Raw genomic sequence first — 15856 nt, forward strand, 5'->3', positions numbered from 1 at the left:
TGCGTATCGGCGTATATCTTGCGTATGTTCAACTTTTTGATTTTGCTATGCGGGCCTACGTCATTTACGAAAACGAAGATTGGATGCCCCCACTGCGCACCGCGCTCGATGAGGCGGGCATCTCCTACGAGGAGTGGTTCATCAACGAAGGCCACTTCGACGTGACCAGTGCGCCGCCGGAGGGGGTGTTCATCAACCGGATGAGCGCTTCGTCCCACACACGCGATCACACGCTGGGCGTAGAGCATACCCGTCAGATGCTGGCCTGGCTGGAGCGCCACGGTCGCCGCGTGATCAACGGGCTGCATCCGTTTGAACTGGAGATCAGCAAGGTGCAGCAGCATGCGGCGCTCGAACAGGCCGGTATCCGCACGCCTGCTACCCGTGCTGTGGCCGGGGGCCCTGATGCGTTACGCGCTGCCGCGGCGGACTTCCCTACGCCGTTTATCACCAAGCATAACCGGGGAGGGAAAGGGTTGGGCGTACAACTCTTTGAATCGCACGCTGAACTGGATACGGCCCTGGACACCGGACGCGTCACCTTTCCGCCCGATGGTATTATCTTGCTGCAGCAGTACATTCAGGCCGCCCGGCCGTTCATCACGCGCTGCGAGTTTGTAGATGGCGAGCTGCTGTATGCCATCACCTCCGACACCTCTGAAGGTTTTGAGCTCTGCCCCGCCGATGCGTGCCGCACCGAGCCGGACCCAGAGGCCGCTTCCGATTTGCTTTTTGCGCTGCGCGAAACGGTGCCACCTGCGCTTATCGAGCAGTACAAAACGTTCCTGGCGCGTGAGCAGATTGACATTGCGGGCATTGAGTTTATTGAGGATGCCGAGGGCCGCTGCTGGACGTACGACGTGAACGGCACCTCTAACTATTCGCCGGATGTGGAGGAGAAGCACGGTCTTAGTGGAATGGCTGCCGTGGCCGATCTGGTGAAGCGTTGCCTGCACGAATCCACCGCCTCTGTCGCGTAGCCGTGTATTGTTGGAGCCATGACGCTTTCCTCCACGCTGTTTCATGTTAAGAACACTGCGCTGCTAGTGCTGCTGTGGACTTGCAGCGGCTGGATGTATGTGACTCTCACGGATGACATGCCCCTTCACTTTAACCTGCTGGGCACGGTGTCGAGTTGGGGGGAGCCCACCTGGAGCCAGTGGTTTTTGCTTCCGACAGTGGGCACGAGCATCGCAGCGCTGATGTACCTTGTGGGGGTGCTCATTCCGCATTTCCCATCGTGGGTGGTGGTGCCGAATCCCAAGGCGTACAAAGCCCTCACGAAGCAGCGCCAGCGCATCGTGTTGCAGACAATGCAGCATATTCTGTATGGCATCGCCGCACTGCTCTTGGTGCTGTTTTTGGTCTTGCAATGGGGCACTTACGAGGTCGCCCTCACCGGCGCCGAGACGTTGCCCACCTACGCTCGCGTGGTGCTGTGGAGCAGCCTCCCCCTGCTGATTGCCCTGGGCCCGGTGGTCGTCTGGCTCCTGCACCGCACCATCACCCGCCTGCATGCCGAGCAGCGGTGAGATGCTTCACTTCGTTCAGCATGACTTGTTTAGCAGACAGCAATAAACCTGTGGATATCTCGGTTTGAGGACGCTGGAGCGTCCTGCCCTGCGTGGCGACGCCGAGCATCGCCACGAGAGACGTGGGTGTTGGATGCATGGGGCACGTTCGGATTCACCCGGGACGCGGCACCCGATGTAGAGACGCCTCGGGTATCTGTTTAGCGCAGTTCAATGGCCGTCTGGGATATCGGCACCCCAGGAGTACTCGGTCGCGGTGCTCCCAGCGCTCCGCTACTGATCCCGGGCTATGGAAACCCATCGTCGGGGCCCGCTTGCGTCTCCCACAGGCATGTCCCCATTTCTTCTACTCCCCCGGCGGCTCGAACCGGACACGGGCGGAGATGCGGTAAGAGTAGCCCAGGTCTTGCGCGGTGAGACCGGCGAAGTCACCGAAGCTGAAGTCGATAGCCACCTGGTTGAGCGTAAGCCCCGCCCCAACCGACGGCGTAATGTCGAGGCCAATGTCTTCGCCGGTCTGAACGCGACTGATACCGGCCCGCAATTCGGCTACCCCGGCGTACGAGAAGGCCCCACCCATCCGTGGATGAAACGACACATCGCCGATGTTGGGCGCGAAGGCTTGCTGTCCGTCAAACGCGACATCCACGTCGGCTCCCAGCGTGATGGCGTGCCTCCCTACTGGCCACACCGCGCCCGATCCCAGGCGTACCACCGGAAGCACAAGTGCCGTGCCTCCGGTAGGCAGATCCTGATCGAATACCTCACCGAACGACAAGTCATCGTCGCGGTCGTCCAGTTGAAACGCCGCCTCATTGATGCTCCAGCTCTGCAGCATCGTCGATAGGTCTTGCACCGTTACGCCGAGTCGGTAGCGGTCAGATCGCCACTGTGCGCCCACATCCACACTGTAGCCCCACGCATCCGCAAAATCACCAATGGTACGACGGATACCTTTGAAGTTGATGCCCACCGCCCACGACTCATTAAGCGTGCGGCTATAGCTGGCAAACAAGGCCCAGTCTGCCGCTGAAAAGGTGGTGATGAGACTTTCGTAGTTGGGCTTGGGCTGGTTTAGCACCGGATCCCACGCATTCAGCGTGTTTACAATGTCGTTGACCCCGCTGCGAAACACCGAAATCCCCAGCGATGAGCGATCGCTAATCGGCATGGCCCCGGCGCCATAGTCAAACGACACAGCCCCGGCAAACCGCTCTACATGCATATACGAAATTTCCGGATGCGTCAGATGGCTTAATCCAGCCGGGTTCCAGTATCCTGCGCTCACCTCATCGGCATGGGCTACATACGCGCCGCCCATACCGAGGGCACGCGCATCCACGCCCCCCGCTAAAAAGTCGGCCCCGTACTTGGCAATGCGCTGCGCATCGGCGACTTGCACCGGGCCCCATCCCACACATACGCAACAGAGAAGTGCGATAATTCGCTTCACAGTAGACCCCTTAGACAACGGTAGACAATATGCACATTCGTTAAATACCGTCTGCACGGTTTTGTTACAGTCGGATACAAAGTCAAACCGTTACACGCGGTTGTGCTACGAATTGCTTCCCCGCGTTATCAATCGATTGCGTTTTGTGTCTGCGAAGGCGTAGTTAAGAGACCCGCTACATCCAGGCATCTTCCCACCCCCACGCTTTTATGGCTGCACGGATACGTACGCTCTCCATCTTGCTCGCGCTAACGGCGTTCATGCTCGGCACTCCCTTGCTGGGCACAGCGCAAGACCTCACGCCTTCCGACCTCGACGCTGCATCGTCCGATGACGGCCTGTTTACCGTTCATGAGCTTGACGATCGCATCCTCTTCGAGATCCCCGACGATATGCTCGGGCGCGACATGGCTGTCATGAGCCGCTATGCGCAAGTACAAGAAGGGGTGTCCAACGGCGGGGCACGGCTCAATCAAAATATGGTGGTGCAGTGGGAGGAGCGCAACGGACACATCTACCTGCGCACGCAGTCGTACAGCAACACCGCCGATGAAGACGACAATGTGCATCTAGCCGTGCAAAACTCCAACTTCGCGCCAGTCATTGCCAGCTTCCCCGTCGAGTTTACGCAAGAGGGCACATCGGTGATTGATGTCACGGAGCTCTACATGGGCGATCATCCCTCGTTTTCGTTCCCCGAACAGCGGCGCTCGAACCTGGGCGTACGCGGATACGCTCCCGACCGCAGCTGGCTGGAGTGGACGCGCAGCTTTCCCGAGAACATCGAGATTCGCACTGTGCGGTCATACGACGCCACCAATCCGCCCTCCAATACGCGCGGTGGCACAATCTCGTTTGAGATCAACCACTCGATGATTCTGCTGCCCGAGGAGCCTATGATGCCGCGCCTCGCCGATGAGCGCGTCACGTATATCACGGTCACGCAAACCGACTACTCCCGCGATTTCCAGGGCGTGCGGCCCTATCAGTACCTGCGCCGGTATCGCCTGGAGCCCAAAGACATGGAGGCGTTTGAGCGTGGCGAGCTCGTGGAGCCCAAAGACCCGATCGTCTGGTACATCGACCCCGCGACCCCCGAGGAATGGATTCCATACTACAAAGAAGGCATTATGGAGTGGGAAGATGCCTTCGAAAAAGCCGGGTTCAAAAACGCGCTGGATGTGAAAGTAGCCCCCACCGAAGAGGAGGATCCGGAGTTTAGCCTGCTGGATGCGCGGTATAACGTCATCCGATACGTGGCCACACCCGTGCGCTCGGCCAATGCGGGCGGTGATGTGGTAGACCCGCGTTCCGGCGAGGTGCTGCGCGGGCATATGAACATGTACCACGGGTTGGATGAGCGGCTGCGGTGGTGGCTCATCAGTCAAGTGGCCACCGCCAATCCCGACTTTCAAACGAATGAGCTCTCTGAAGAAGACCTGGGCGAGGCCTTGCGCTATGTGATTTCGCATGAAATGGCCCATGCCATGGGGTTACCGCACAACCAACGCGCCAACTTCGTCTTTCCGGTGGATTCGCTCCGCACCCCCGAGTTTGTGGAGCGCATGGGGCACTCGGCCTCGTCGGTTGGACGTACGCGCTACAATTACGTAGCCCAGCCGGGCGACAACGTACCGCCCGAGCGCGAGATTGGCCTGTGGGATGAGTTTGCCATCATGTGGGGCTATCGGCCTATTCCCGAGGCCACTACGCCCGAAGAAGAGTTCGACACGCTTAACGAGTGGATTGTGGAGCGCGCCGACGAGCCCTGGTATCGCTCGGCCACAGCCCAGTTCGGAATGGATGTGGAATGGGATCCATATCGCATGACCGAAGGCATCTCCAACGATCCCATCCGGGCTGCCGAGTACGGCATGCGCAACCTACGCACCGCTACCGAAAGCCTGATGGATTGGGTGCTGGAGGAAGGTGATGATTACCACGAACTCGAAACACACTACCTGCAAAATCTGACACAGTGGAACCGGTACGCCGAACACGCGGCCTCTGCAATCGGCGGATCGTGGACGCACCACAAGCGCTACGGTGAAGAAGGCTGGGTGTACACGCCCATCGAGCGCGACTACCAGGAGCAGGCCATGAATTTCCTGGACGAACACGTGCTGAGCACCCCCGAGTGGGCGCTCGACATGGATCTGCTGCGTCGTATTGAGCATGCCGGAGCCGTAGAGCGCATCCGCGCCTATCAGGAGCTGGCGGTGCAGCGCCTCCTGAATCATGCGCGCCTGGCTCGTCTGATTGAGCACGAGGCGTTTCTGGGCGACGACACGTACCGCCCCGCCGACATGCTCGACGATGCCCGCATAGCGGTGTGGAACGAGGTGCAACAAGGTGAGTCGATCGACACGTACCGTCGTAACCTGCAGCGGGCGTTCCTGGAGCAGGCGCATTACCTGTTGCACGAAGCCGAATCGGAGCACTGGGAGCCCCCGGCTTCTGGTAACCTGCGCGTCGGCTCGAACGACGATCCGCCGTTGAACGCCGATTTGCACATCAGCCAGTCGGACATGCGTCCGCTCGTGCGTGATCAGTTGCGCCTGCTGCGCGAAGACATCACCAACGCCCTCGACGACGGAGTGGCCGATCGCATGACGCGCATCCACCTCGAAGATGCCCTGGAGCGCATCGATAAGGCGTTGTAGTACTGTGTCACAGCTCAATCTTCGGGTTGCAACACCTCCGTCTTAATGTTGTCATCTTGAGCGGAGCAACTGCGTCTAGCAGGTGCGGAGTCCTGACACGAGCGAAGCGACTGACGAACGCAGTGAGTAAAGATCTCCCACGAACTGGGCAGGGCCACTCGATCGATCAGAGCCTGCTGAGCGTCGAGGAGATGGTTCGACGTGCTCCGGGCTGGGCCCGTCGCGTGCACTCTAAAAGCACTTCTTCCCTGCGGTCAGGGCGCTCACCATGACAGGTTTTTTGGGAGGGGGCTGGGATACAGAGTTTCGGACGGTCTCCGTACCCTAACAATCAGGTGTGGCACAGTAGTAGCCAAGATCTAATGGCAGAAGACCTGGCAGGTCTTTTGAAACCTGTCAGGTCCAATCTGTCCAGCCATCTTCGAACGGGAGCGAACGGGTCAAGAATCGCGGATCGGTTACGTTAGCGCCTGCATATCCATTCGCAATTGGAGCCAATCCTTGCGTTGTTATGGGTGTGTATATCCCTCACGAACCTTACCGATCATGGTCAGCGCACGCAAAGCCGCTTTCGTATCTGGAGTCAGCATTGGAGCCCTTCTTGTCTTTGTTGAGCCTCTCTCCACACGCGTTCTTGGCGCCCTGCTTGTAGGAGCGTTTTTTGTGTGGCTCTGGCAACCAAGCACAGAAAAAGAACGCCGAGGCGAAAATGTGGCCCGGCTGGGCATCATTGCCGGGCTTGTCTTTGGCGTAGCGCGACAATTTTTGCTTCTTGTACTGATTATCGTGGGCGCTATGGAGCCCACCTCGCACGAAGAGTTGTACGCTTTCGAACAGGAGTGGGGATACAACTACTATACTTTCAATATCCTGTTTGACGTGTTTGGAGGGGCCGCGCTGGCAGCAGTAAGTGCCTTCTTCGCCGTTGGCTTTGTCGATCCAAACGACGCCGCTTAACGTTGGCGTATGGAAATTCCTCCAAATTGCCCCCTCAGCATCGATCAAACTGGTATTCTGGCACCTCACTCTTTAGAATGAGTCTAAACTAAGGCATATTCCCAGAATACCCGTTACCTTTATGCGTGCACGCCTTACTCTGCTCCTGGTATTAGCAGTAGGCCTCATGGGCCTGCTTGCTCTAACCGGCTGCAGCAGCGATACCGACGAAGAACTTGTTATCTATACCGGACGCAGCCAAGCGCTGGTTGAACCGCTCGTTGAGCAGTTCCGTGCCGAGCACGACGTACCCATTGAGGTGCGTTACGGATCGGATGCGCAAATGCTTGCAGCATTGGCTGAAGAGGGCGATCGCAGCCCTGCTGATGTGTTCTGGGCCAACACGACCGGCGCGCTCGGCAATGCTGCGCAAGACAACCGACTGCGCACGCTTCCTGATGATATCCTCGACCGGCCCGACTTCTTTGTGCCCAGCAGCGCCCAATGGGTGCCGCTCACCGCTCGTTTCCGCGTGCTCGCATACAACACCGACCAGGTTGACCCCGATGACCTTCCAGATTCTATTCTGGATCTGCCCGAGCACACCGAACTAGAGAGCCGTATCGGGTGGACGCCCACGTATTCCAGTTTCCAAGACTTCATTACCGCGTTGCGTCATACGCAAAGCGATGACGCCGCCGCCGACTGGATTCGCGACATGCGAGCCAACTTGTCGCCCAACAACTACAGCTCCAACACGCCTATCATTCAGGCGCTCGATGCCGAAGAAATTGATGTGGGCCTCACCAACCATTATTACGTATTGCGGTTGCGTTATGGCGACCATCGTGTAGATGATGACGAAGTCGAGCCCGACGCTCCCGTCGATATCTATCAGTTTGAGGAAGGGGATGTTGGAAACCTTGCCCTCGTTACCGGAGCAGGCCTCTTGAATACCGGAACGCAGCCCGAGGCAGCAGAGGACTTCCTTCGTCTTCTGCTCAATGAAGAAGCACAGTCCTTCGCTGCTGAAACGCTGAACGAATACCCCGTCATTGAAGGCATTGAGGTGCCTGACTATATGCTTCCCGTAAGCGAAGCATTGCGCAACAGTCCCGACTTCGATATGGAGCGGTTGCATGACATCGATGCTAGCCTCGACCTGCTCCGCGATCAGGGATTGCTGTAACAGCCGTCTCTTGTGTATGCATCCTTAGATATTTGTGAACACACCCCGCTGGCTTACGGTTTGGCGCGACCAACTGCGCGACCGGTGGTACTTGCTGCTACCGGTCGCGCTGGTTGTTATAGGTGTGGTTATTCCACTCGTCTATCTGCTCATTCGTGCCTTTCAGGCCGACCCCGATGAGCTTGCGCGCCTGGTCTTGCGGATGCGTAACCTGGAGTTGCTCTGGAACACGCTTACGCTTACCGTGGGTGTGCTCGGTGGCACTGCAATGTTGGCGTTTCCGCTTGCCTGGCTAACAACCCGTACCGATCTGCCCGGACGACGCTGGCTGACATGGCTTGGCGTACTTCCGCTAGCTATTCCTGGGTACGTGATGGCCTATGCTCTCCTCGGGGCCACGGGAAGTCAAGGGGTACTGGCCGAAGTCATCGGCATTGCGCCGGATCGGTTGAGTGGCTATACCGGGGCCTGGGTTGCGCTTAGCCTCGGGACCTTTCCATATCTGTTCTTGAACCTGCGTACCACCCTCCTGGATCTGGATCCTGCGCTCGAAGAGTCGGCCCAGGCGTTGGGCTATCCGCGCTGGCGCATCTTCTGGGAGGTGGTGCTGCCCCAACTACGGCCCGCTTTCTTAGCAGGTGGTCTGCTGGTGGGCTTGCATGTAATTGGCGACTTTGGGGTTGTCTCGCTGATGCGTTTCGAGACGTTCAGCTATGCGCTATATTTGCAATATACGGCCTCGTATGATCGCATCTACGCTGCATGGCTCGCCATCATGCTGCTGATTCTTACCATTGCGATCTTGTTTCTAGAGGCACGGCTGCTAAAAGGCTTGCTGTATCACCGCACCGGTACCGGGGCACGCAGGCAGGCTGCTGCGGTACGGCTTGGTCCGTGGCGGCTCCCTTCGTATTTGTTTGTGGGAAGCGTAGGGCTGGCCTCGGTCGTGCTGCCGGTAGCCACCATTGCGTACTGGATGGGCACGGCCACACAGGTAGGGGTGCCCTGGAGCGGGCTCGGATCGGCGTTGTGGGACTCGGTGTCGGCCTCGGCGCCTGCTGCTGTACTGGCAGCAATGTTGGCTCTTCCCGTAGCCTATCTGGGCGTACGTTTGCCGTCACGCATTACGAGCGGACTGGAGCGCATCGCGTACCTGGGATATGCAACTCCGCCACTCGCTTTTGCACTGGCGCTCATCGTGTTTTCGCTCCAAATTATGCCGTTCGCGTACCAGACTCTGGGGCTACTCATTGTGGCATACGCGCTTCACTTTATGGCCGAGGCTATTGGTCCCATTCGAAGTTCGTTGTATCAGGCTCCTCCAAACCTCGAAGAGGCCGCTCGCTCGCTGGGGCGCACCCCGCTGCAGGCATTTGTTAGTGTAACGCTCCCTCTGCTTAAAAACGGCATTGTGGTGAGCATTGCGTTTGTCTTTCTCTCGGCGATGAAAGAACTGCCCATTACGTTTTTGATCTCACCAATGGGATTCAACACATTGGCGGTACGGGTGTGGGGCTACGCCAACGAAGCCATGCTTGCCACCGCCGCTCCCTATGCGCTGGCTATCATGATCTTTTCCGGCGCCTTCGTTGGATTGTTGCTCGTTCGCGAAAAATCGAAACGTAACCAAACGCATGCCGAGTCAATGGCGTAACATCATGTGCGATTTTTCTACACGCTCCTGAATTGGTTGGCGCCTTGGCGTCCTTGCCATGCCTACCCCCATCCTTACGGTGAATGGTCTTACGAAGCACTACAATCCAGGGGCCCCTCCTGCCGTTAACGATGTGTCGTTTGCTGTTCGCCCAGGCGAGATTGTGGCGATTTTGGGGCCGAGCGGATGTGGCAAGACAACAATGCTCCGCTGCATTGCTGGCTTTGAGCGCTGCTCTGCAGGCCGTGTTCAGATGAAGGACCGCGTTCTCACCGATACCCACACCCACGTACCCGCCGAGCAACGCGAGATTGGGCTCGTCTTTCAAGATTATGCCCTGTTTCCACATCTGAATGTGCTCAAAAACGTGATGTTTGGGCTCCGTTATCATGACTTAGAAGACAAGGAAGGACGCGCCCGTAAAGCGCTCAAAATGGTAGGGTTGCAAGCCTTCGCCGACCGCAACCCCCACCAGCTTTCGGGTGGGCAACAGCAGCGGGTGGCGCTGGCACGCACGCTAGCTCCTAAACCGGAACTCATCCTACTCGATGAGCCGTTTTCCAACCTCGATGCCCTTTTGCGCCAAGGCACGCGACAAGAAGTGCGGGCGCTTCTGAAAGACAATGGGATGAGCGCGGTGCTCGTTACCCACGACCAGGAGGAGGCGCTCTCGTTTGCTGACCGTGTGGCTGTTATGCGTCAAGGGCGTATCGAGCAGATGGGGACCCCCGAGGAGGTGTACTATCAGCCACGCACACTCTTCGTTGCGCAGTTTTTAGGGCGCACCAACCTGCTGATGTCTACCGCCGAAGGCACTGAAGCGGACACCCCCATCGGGCGCCTTCCGCTGAATCGTCCGGCACGGGGCCGCGTGTTGGTATCACTGCGTCCGGAGCACCTCTCACTGGTGCATCCTGATGAGGTAGACGCGACGAACGACGATCGCACCACGCCGGGTACCGTGGTGGCGCGTGCCTTCAAGGGCCACGATATCACATACCGCGTCGAATGTGACGAAAGCGAGTATTTAGTGCACACCTCAAACCGATTTTCGTTTGAACCTGGCGACCCCGTATACATTCGTCCGCTTGAAGCCGGCGTGGTACTAGAAAGCCAAGGCCGTACCGTTCCATCTGATACATAGTCGTTGACCTGCATCTATAAAGCTCCCTTATGTCAATCGAGATCCCCGTCCGCCGACTGCCGCATGCTAACGATCTGCCGCTGCCCGAACACGCCACCCTCCACAGCGCCGGGGTCGACCTGCGTGCTGCGCTTCCCGATGACGAATCGATTACGCTTGCACCCGGCGCACGCAAGCTGATTCCCACCGGTCTTCAATTGGCGCTCCCAGCAGGATGTGAAGGGCAAGTGCGCCCTCGTAGCGGATGGGCTGTACGCACGGGCGTAACAGTACTCAACGCTCCCGGCACCATTGATGCCGATTACCGCGGCGAAGTGAAGGTGGCGCTCGTGAACCTGGGTTCAGAGCCGGTGGATGTTGAGCACGGCATGCGCATCGCCCAGTTAGTGGTCGCACGTTATCAGCGCCTAACCTGGACGGAAACAGACACGTTGGATGAGACCAAGCGCGGAGAAGGGGGATTTGGATCGACCGGCACTCAATAAAACTGGGTTGGTGGACATGATGGCAAAATGCCCCCATACGTCGTGTATGGAGGCATCTTGTCAAAAACGGAAAGGAGCGCTGAAGATTAAGTAGGGACGAGCCCAAAATGTACCGGAGATCGAAAACGGTTATTCCGCATTTCGCTCCATCTCCTCGCGCAGGAAATCGAAGTCATCTTCACCGGGCATGTCGCCGACTTCTACGACGTAGACGCCATCTTCATTAGGAGAGTCGGTCTCACCGAGCAATTGGCCATCGCTATACAAGCGGGCCACAAGAAACTCTGGGTTGCCGCCCATGACGCTGACCTGCAAGGAAATGCCCTCATAGTCGCCACTGGGAATGTTTCCGGTGAGTTCGCCCGACTCAGGAATCGACTGCGTGTTGCCGTCTCCCGAAAAGGTGTTACCATCCCAGGTTGAGGGAAACACAAAGACAGACGTTCCAGCAGTGGCTTCGACCTCCCAACTCAGATCGCCACTTAAGTCAGCATCGTCATCGCTGTCGCACCCGGTCAGGGGGAGAGCAACAAAAAACGCTAGCAGAAAAATTGTAAAGAGAGAGGAGGCAAAATTGCGACGCATGGGTGTAAGGTTGTTCTGTGAGCAAGAAACACAAAACGTCTCATGTTGGACGCATCATACCAAGCGCACAGAGCGTGTCTGTCCGGACATCCGGAGTTTGCATAGGGTCGTGTCGCTCCCTCAATGACAAGTTTGGACCCTAACAAACTCTGTGTCCCCCCTCCAAAAAACCTGTCATGGTGAGCGCAGCCGAACCATCTCCCCGAGGTTCAGCGGCTACTGGTGATTCAACGGCCCTGCTCATTTCGAGGGAGATCTTTACTCACTGCGTTCGTCAGTCGCTTCGCTCGTGTCAGGACTCCGCACCTGCTAGACGCAGTTGCTCTGCTCAAGATGACAACATTAAAACGGGGCGCGTTGCAACCCGAAGATTGACCTGTGACAGAGTAGTAGTACTGTGTCACACCTGAATGTTAGGGTCCAAAATTGTCATCGCGAGGAGGGAGCCCTGCGACTGACGCGGCGATCTCATGCCGTTGATTGAGCGGCTGCATCCGGTCTGACAGCAATGAGATTGCACCCCAGTACTTCCTCCCTGCGGTCGGGGCGCTTCGCTCCGCTCGCAATGACAAGGGGGTGAGTTGTTCTCGGTACGTTAGGCGCACATGCGTTACCCGAACATTGACCTGTGACACAGCACTATTCCATATTCGTAAACCGCGTCATGAACTCATAGATGCGCAGGGTGCGGTCGAGGCGTTGCAACGGATCGCCAGTGCGGGAGAGGTCGTGCCCGGCTCCGGGGTAGCGCACGTATTCAACCGGACGGTCTAGCAGCTTTAGACTGCGATATAGCATTTCGCTCTGAATGACGCCCGTACGCAAATCCTCACTAGCGTGCATAATGAGTAGCGGGGTGGTGATCTGATCCACGTAGGTGAGCGGCGAGTTGCGAATCAGGGTGCTGCGGGGGGAGTTGAGCGAATCGCTATACACGGCTAGCGTGTCTTCTGGCGCGTCGACAGGTGGGGGGGCCTCGCCTTCCCAGGGAAAGCCACCGAAGTGTGAGGGCACCAGTCGCCATGCATTGCCTTCTCCTAGGAACGTGGGGAGGTCATACACGCCGCGCTGGGCCACAGCGGCCTGAAATCGATCGGTTTGGCTGACCATCCAGGCGGTAAGGTAGCCCGCGTAGGATCCACCGGTGAGCACCTGTCGGTTGGCATCGAGCCAGGGATAGGTCTCAAGCGCAGCGTCGGTGGCGGCCAGCACATCGCGCATCGGACCGCTGCCCCAGTCCTGGTAGTTGGCGCGCTGAAAATCGTATCCGTATCCGCCCGAGCCGCGTGGATTGCTGTACATCACGCCAAATCCTTGCCCGGCCATGAACTGAAACTCATGCCACATCGTGGCTTCGCCAGGGCCCCACATGGCCGACGGACCGCCGTGCATTTCTACAAGCAGGGGATACTGTGCATCTGCATCGAACTCGGTAGGGGGCATCAGCCAGGCTTCTACCTCTAGCGTGTCGCCGGGCGTGGTGCTGAGGGTGTCGCCCTCGGCCGAGAGCGTATACCGATCGGGGTCTTCTACCGTAACCGTGTAGGGCTCGGGCTCGCTAATGAGGCGGTTTTGTAGCCAGGAAGCATTGTGCGATGACAACCGTCGCTCCTGCGCAAAGTCGGCGGTGGAGGCATACAGCTCGTAGGGGTTCTCGATTTCGGTGATGACGTACACCGCGGTGGCGTCGCTCACGTCAAATGAACGAACGCCGCGCTCAAACGAGGTGAGGCGCTCGGGCTCCACCGGAATGAGCAAGTCATCATCGATTTCAAACTCAACTGCCGAGTCGGTTACCGGAGGTGGGCCCTCGGGCACGTCGGCGACATCTGCGTCTTCATCGTCCTCCTCGTCGATTTGGGGTTGAGCGAACGGTGCAAACCGGTAGAGCGGAAACCCACCATCGGCGGGGGCGGTGGTGTACAGGTACCATCCATCGGGCGACCATGTGGGCGGCCCCACCGAGCGGTCGAAGTCGGTGGTAATCAGTTCGGGCTTGGTGCGGCCATCCATTCCAAAAAGGCCGATCTGCGGCTGGGCGTAGCCGGTGTCGGTTGTGTCGGTAGCGATGAATGCGACATCGTTGCCATCGGGAGACAGTTGGGGACTGGAGAGCGCGTACGGATGCAACTCCAGGAAGCGTTCGGTGGCGCGGGTGTCGGCGTCAACGAGCATGAGGTGGCGCGCCCGAATGGTATCGGGGTGGTCGTGTGGACGCAGCGGAGGGGCGCTGACGAGCAGTTGGCCGGTGCCATCCATCCATTGGGCGCCGCTGTAGCTGCGAAACCCTTCGGTGATGCGGCGCGGTTCGGGGCGCTCTGGGTCGCCGGTCAAGATGGTGCTTGGCACATCCACCATAAAATAGTGCTGGAATGAGATGGGGGCGCTCAGGGCCTGCTCATCCTGAAAGTCGAGCCGCGTTATCACGTCGGGGTTGCGCTGTTCGGCCTGCTCGTCGAGCCATTGGCGCTGCAGGGGGAGCGGCCCATCGGGCGAGGGCGACGCGGGGATTTCTACGGCAACGGTGTCTACGATGGCCTGCCGGGCGCTGCCAAAGGCGCGGAGCGAGTCGGCGTAGGTCGGATCGTCAATAGCCGCCAGGCGGTCGGTGTCGAGTTCGGCATCGGCCAGGGTGAGGGTGTCAGCATCCAATGTATCGACGGCCATGTGGCGTACCGTGTCACGCAGCACCAAGAGCGATCTTGTGTCGGGGGTGTAGTCGGTAGAGCGGTTGTCGGCGCCGGGGCGATCGCCAAACCAGTCAGGGATCGGATCGCCCGCCTCGGCCAGTTCTGTGCCTGGAATGGAGGACGCATAGATCAGCCGGTCGCCGTTGCCAATCCACTGCGGCTGGGTGGCGCCGTGCGGGGCATCGGTAAGCTGGTAGGGCTCGCCCCCGGTGCGTGTCATCACAAAGATCTGGGGCACGCCGTCTACCGGACGCACAAACGCGAGAATATCGCTGCTGGGGTGCCAGTCGGGCTGGGCAGCCGGAGCGGTGCGGGTGAGCGGCTCTGGGTCGATGCGCCCATCGGGACGAGCGACATACAGTTGTGAGCGATAGGTGTATTCGCCTTCGTTGTCTTCCACGATGCGATTTACCGTGTACACCATCTCGCGGCCATCCGGCGAGAGGGTTACATCGCCCAGTTCGCGAATTTGAAGCAGGTCAGAGGCTTGAATGGGAACGGGGTCGTTGTCGGGCTGCGCCTGTACAGGAGGCACGGCAAGCAGCAGCGCAAAGAAGAAAGCAGCGAAACGCATAAGCACAAAGTAAGGAATGAAGTCCAACCAAGAAGACACGAAACACCAAGGCGCAGTGCAGGGTGTGAAGCCGCGCCCCATTTTCGAATCGTTAGAGGCATGTGCATTTCCACACCCCTATACCGCAACAAGCAACCACGTATGCAGCTTTTTTACAAGCAATATGGCGAAAATAAGCCGCCACTCATCATTCTTCACGGACTGTTGGGCGCGCATGGCAACTGGCACACGCTAAGCCGCAACGTATTTAGTGAGGTGGCCACTGTGTATGCGGTTGATCAGCGCAATCATGGACGCTCGCCCCATACCGACCGGATCGATTACCCGAGCATGGCCCAGGATCTGCTGACGTTTATCAAGGAGCAGGGGCTGTCGGAGGTGACGGTGATGGGGCACTCCATGGGCGGCAAAACGGCGATGCAGGCCGCGCTTACGCATCCCGACCTCATCGAGCGTCTCATTGTGGTGGATATGGCGCCGCGTGCCTACACCCCCAACCACCGTGGACTTATTGAGGCGCTGCGTAATATCGACCCGACAGAGTACGACCGCCGTAGCCAAATCGATGACGCGCTGGCCGAAACGGTGCCGTCGTGGCCCATCCGGCAGTTCCTGCTTACGAACCTGCGCTACGAGGACGACGCGTACACCTGGCAGCCCAATTTAGACGTGATTGCGCGCGACTACGAGGCGCTTGTTGGAGCATTGCCCGCAGAGGGCACTTACGAGGGGCCTGCTACGTTTATTGGAGGGGCCCGGTCGAACTACATTAGCAATGGCGACTGGCCCACCATTCGAGATCGCTTTCCCGCAGCGCGCCGCGTTACGATTCCCGATGCCGGACACTGGGTGCACGCCGATGCGCCCGAGCCGTTTGCTGAGGCCGTCCTTCAGGCGCTGGATGCGTAAGCCTGAGGCCTCCCTTCGTGTTTTTGTTCTACGATATGCCCT

The 15856-nt window shown here is 58.6% G+C and carries 12 protein-coding genes; 9 read left to right on the top strand and 3 right to left on the bottom strand.

Annotated features, from left to right (window positions below; translation table 11 throughout):
- Positions 1-47 precede the first annotated feature (47 nt).
- Entirely contained in the window at positions 48-980 is a 933-nt protein-coding gene (locus tag ACZ5AL_RS02825; RefSeq protein WP_464512041.1) for an ATP-grasp domain-containing protein, read from the top strand.
- A gap of 18 nt (positions 981-998) precedes the next feature.
- A complete protein-coding gene (locus tag ACZ5AL_RS02830; protein WP_464512042.1) occupies positions 999-1532 on the top strand; it encodes a hypothetical protein in 534 nt (177 codons plus the stop codon).
- A 346-nt stretch (positions 1533-1878) separates the two neighbouring features.
- Here the strand turns inward: ACZ5AL_RS02830 and ACZ5AL_RS02835 are convergent, their stop codons facing one another.
- Positions 1879-2985, bottom strand: a complete 1107-nt coding sequence (locus ACZ5AL_RS02835) for a PorV/PorQ family protein (protein WP_464512043.1) — start codon at positions 2983-2985, stop codon at positions 1879-1881.
- A 209-nt stretch (positions 2986-3194) separates the two neighbouring features.
- Here ACZ5AL_RS02835 and ACZ5AL_RS02840 point away from each other — a divergent pair, with 209 nt between their 5' ends.
- The 6 genes from ACZ5AL_RS02840 to dut all read left to right on the top strand — a co-directional run bounded on the left by ACZ5AL_RS02840 (position 3195) and on the right by dut (position 11056).
- On the top strand, positions 3195-5648 hold the full coding sequence (locus ACZ5AL_RS02840) for a zinc-dependent metalloprotease (protein ID WP_464512044.1): 2454 nt from the start codon (positions 3195-3197) through the stop codon (positions 5646-5648).
- A gap of 546 nt (positions 5649-6194) precedes the next feature.
- Positions 6195-6605 carry a hypothetical protein gene (locus tag ACZ5AL_RS02845; protein WP_464512045.1) on the top strand — a complete coding sequence of 137 codons (411 nt, stop codon included), beginning with the start codon at positions 6195-6197 and terminating at the stop codon, positions 6603-6605.
- A 121-nt stretch (positions 6606-6726) separates the two neighbouring features.
- Entirely contained in the window at positions 6727-7773 is a 1047-nt protein-coding gene (locus ACZ5AL_RS02850; RefSeq protein WP_464512047.1) for an extracellular solute-binding protein, read from the top strand.
- A 34-nt stretch (positions 7774-7807) separates the two neighbouring features.
- Positions 7808-9427: an ABC transporter permease gene (locus tag ACZ5AL_RS02855; RefSeq protein ID WP_464512048.1), complete on the top strand. Its 1620-nt coding sequence runs from the start codon at positions 7808-7810 to the stop codon at positions 9425-9427.
- 58 nt (positions 9428-9485) lie between these two features.
- Positions 9486-10571: an ABC transporter ATP-binding protein gene (locus ACZ5AL_RS02860; RefSeq protein WP_464512049.1), complete on the top strand. Its 1086-nt coding sequence runs from the start codon at positions 9486-9488 to the stop codon at positions 10569-10571.
- A 29-nt stretch (positions 10572-10600) separates the two neighbouring features.
- Positions 10601-11056 carry a dUTP diphosphatase gene (dut, locus tag ACZ5AL_RS02865; protein WP_464512050.1) on the top strand — a complete coding sequence of 152 codons (456 nt, stop codon included), beginning with the start codon at positions 10601-10603 and terminating at the stop codon, positions 11054-11056.
- Between the two features lie 129 nt (positions 11057-11185).
- On the opposite strand, the gene ACZ5AL_RS02870 is transcribed toward dut, so the two are convergent.
- Complete coding sequence (locus ACZ5AL_RS02870; RefSeq protein ID WP_464512051.1) at positions 11186-11641, bottom strand: hypothetical protein; 456 nt, start codon at positions 11639-11641, stop codon at positions 11186-11188.
- A 639-nt stretch (positions 11642-12280) separates the two neighbouring features.
- Complete coding sequence (locus ACZ5AL_RS02875) at positions 12281-14944, bottom strand: S9 family peptidase (RefSeq protein WP_464512052.1); 2664 nt, start codon at positions 14942-14944, stop codon at positions 12281-12283.
- A gap of 102 nt (positions 14945-15046) precedes the next feature.
- Here ACZ5AL_RS02875 and ACZ5AL_RS02880 point away from each other — a divergent pair, with 102 nt between their 5' ends.
- The gene (locus ACZ5AL_RS02880; protein ID WP_464512053.1) at positions 15047-15814 is read left to right on the top strand and encodes an alpha/beta fold hydrolase; all 768 of its coding nucleotides are present in this window, start codon (positions 15047-15049) and stop codon (positions 15812-15814) included.
- Positions 15815-15856 lie beyond the last annotated feature (42 nt).

It is taken from the genome of Natronotalea proteinilytica, from assembly GCF_055379935.1.

What these genes read in the sequence shown, in the direction of transcription:
- ACZ5AL_RS02825 (WP_464512041.1), top strand. Translation starts at nt 48, where the DNA reads ATGCGGGCCTACGTCATTTACGAAAACGAAGATTGGATGCCCCCACTG.
- ACZ5AL_RS02830 (WP_464512042.1), top strand. Translation starts at nt 999, where the DNA reads ATGACGCTTTCCTCCACGCTGTTTCATGTTAAGAACACTGCGCTGCTA.
- ACZ5AL_RS02840 (WP_464512044.1), top strand. Translation starts at nt 3,195, where the DNA reads ATGGCTGCACGGATACGTACGCTCTCCATCTTGCTCGCGCTAACGGCG.
- ACZ5AL_RS02845 (WP_464512045.1), top strand. Translation starts at nt 6,195, where the DNA reads ATGGTCAGCGCACGCAAAGCCGCTTTCGTATCTGGAGTCAGCATTGGA.
- ACZ5AL_RS02850 (WP_464512047.1), top strand. Translation starts at nt 6,727, where the DNA reads ATGCGTGCACGCCTTACTCTGCTCCTGGTATTAGCAGTAGGCCTCATG.
- ACZ5AL_RS02860 (WP_464512049.1), top strand. Translation starts at nt 9,486, where the DNA reads ATGCCTACCCCCATCCTTACGGTGAATGGTCTTACGAAGCACTACAAT.
- dut (WP_464512050.1), top strand. Translation starts at nt 10,601, where the DNA reads ATGTCAATCGAGATCCCCGTCCGCCGACTGCCGCATGCTAACGATCTG.
- ACZ5AL_RS02870 (WP_464512051.1), bottom strand. Translation starts at nt 11,641, where the DNA reads ATGCGTCGCAATTTTGCCTCCTCTCTCTTTACAATTTTTCTGCTAGCG.
- ACZ5AL_RS02880 (WP_464512053.1), top strand. Translation starts at nt 15,047, where the DNA reads ATGCAGCTTTTTTACAAGCAATATGGCGAAAATAAGCCGCCACTCATC.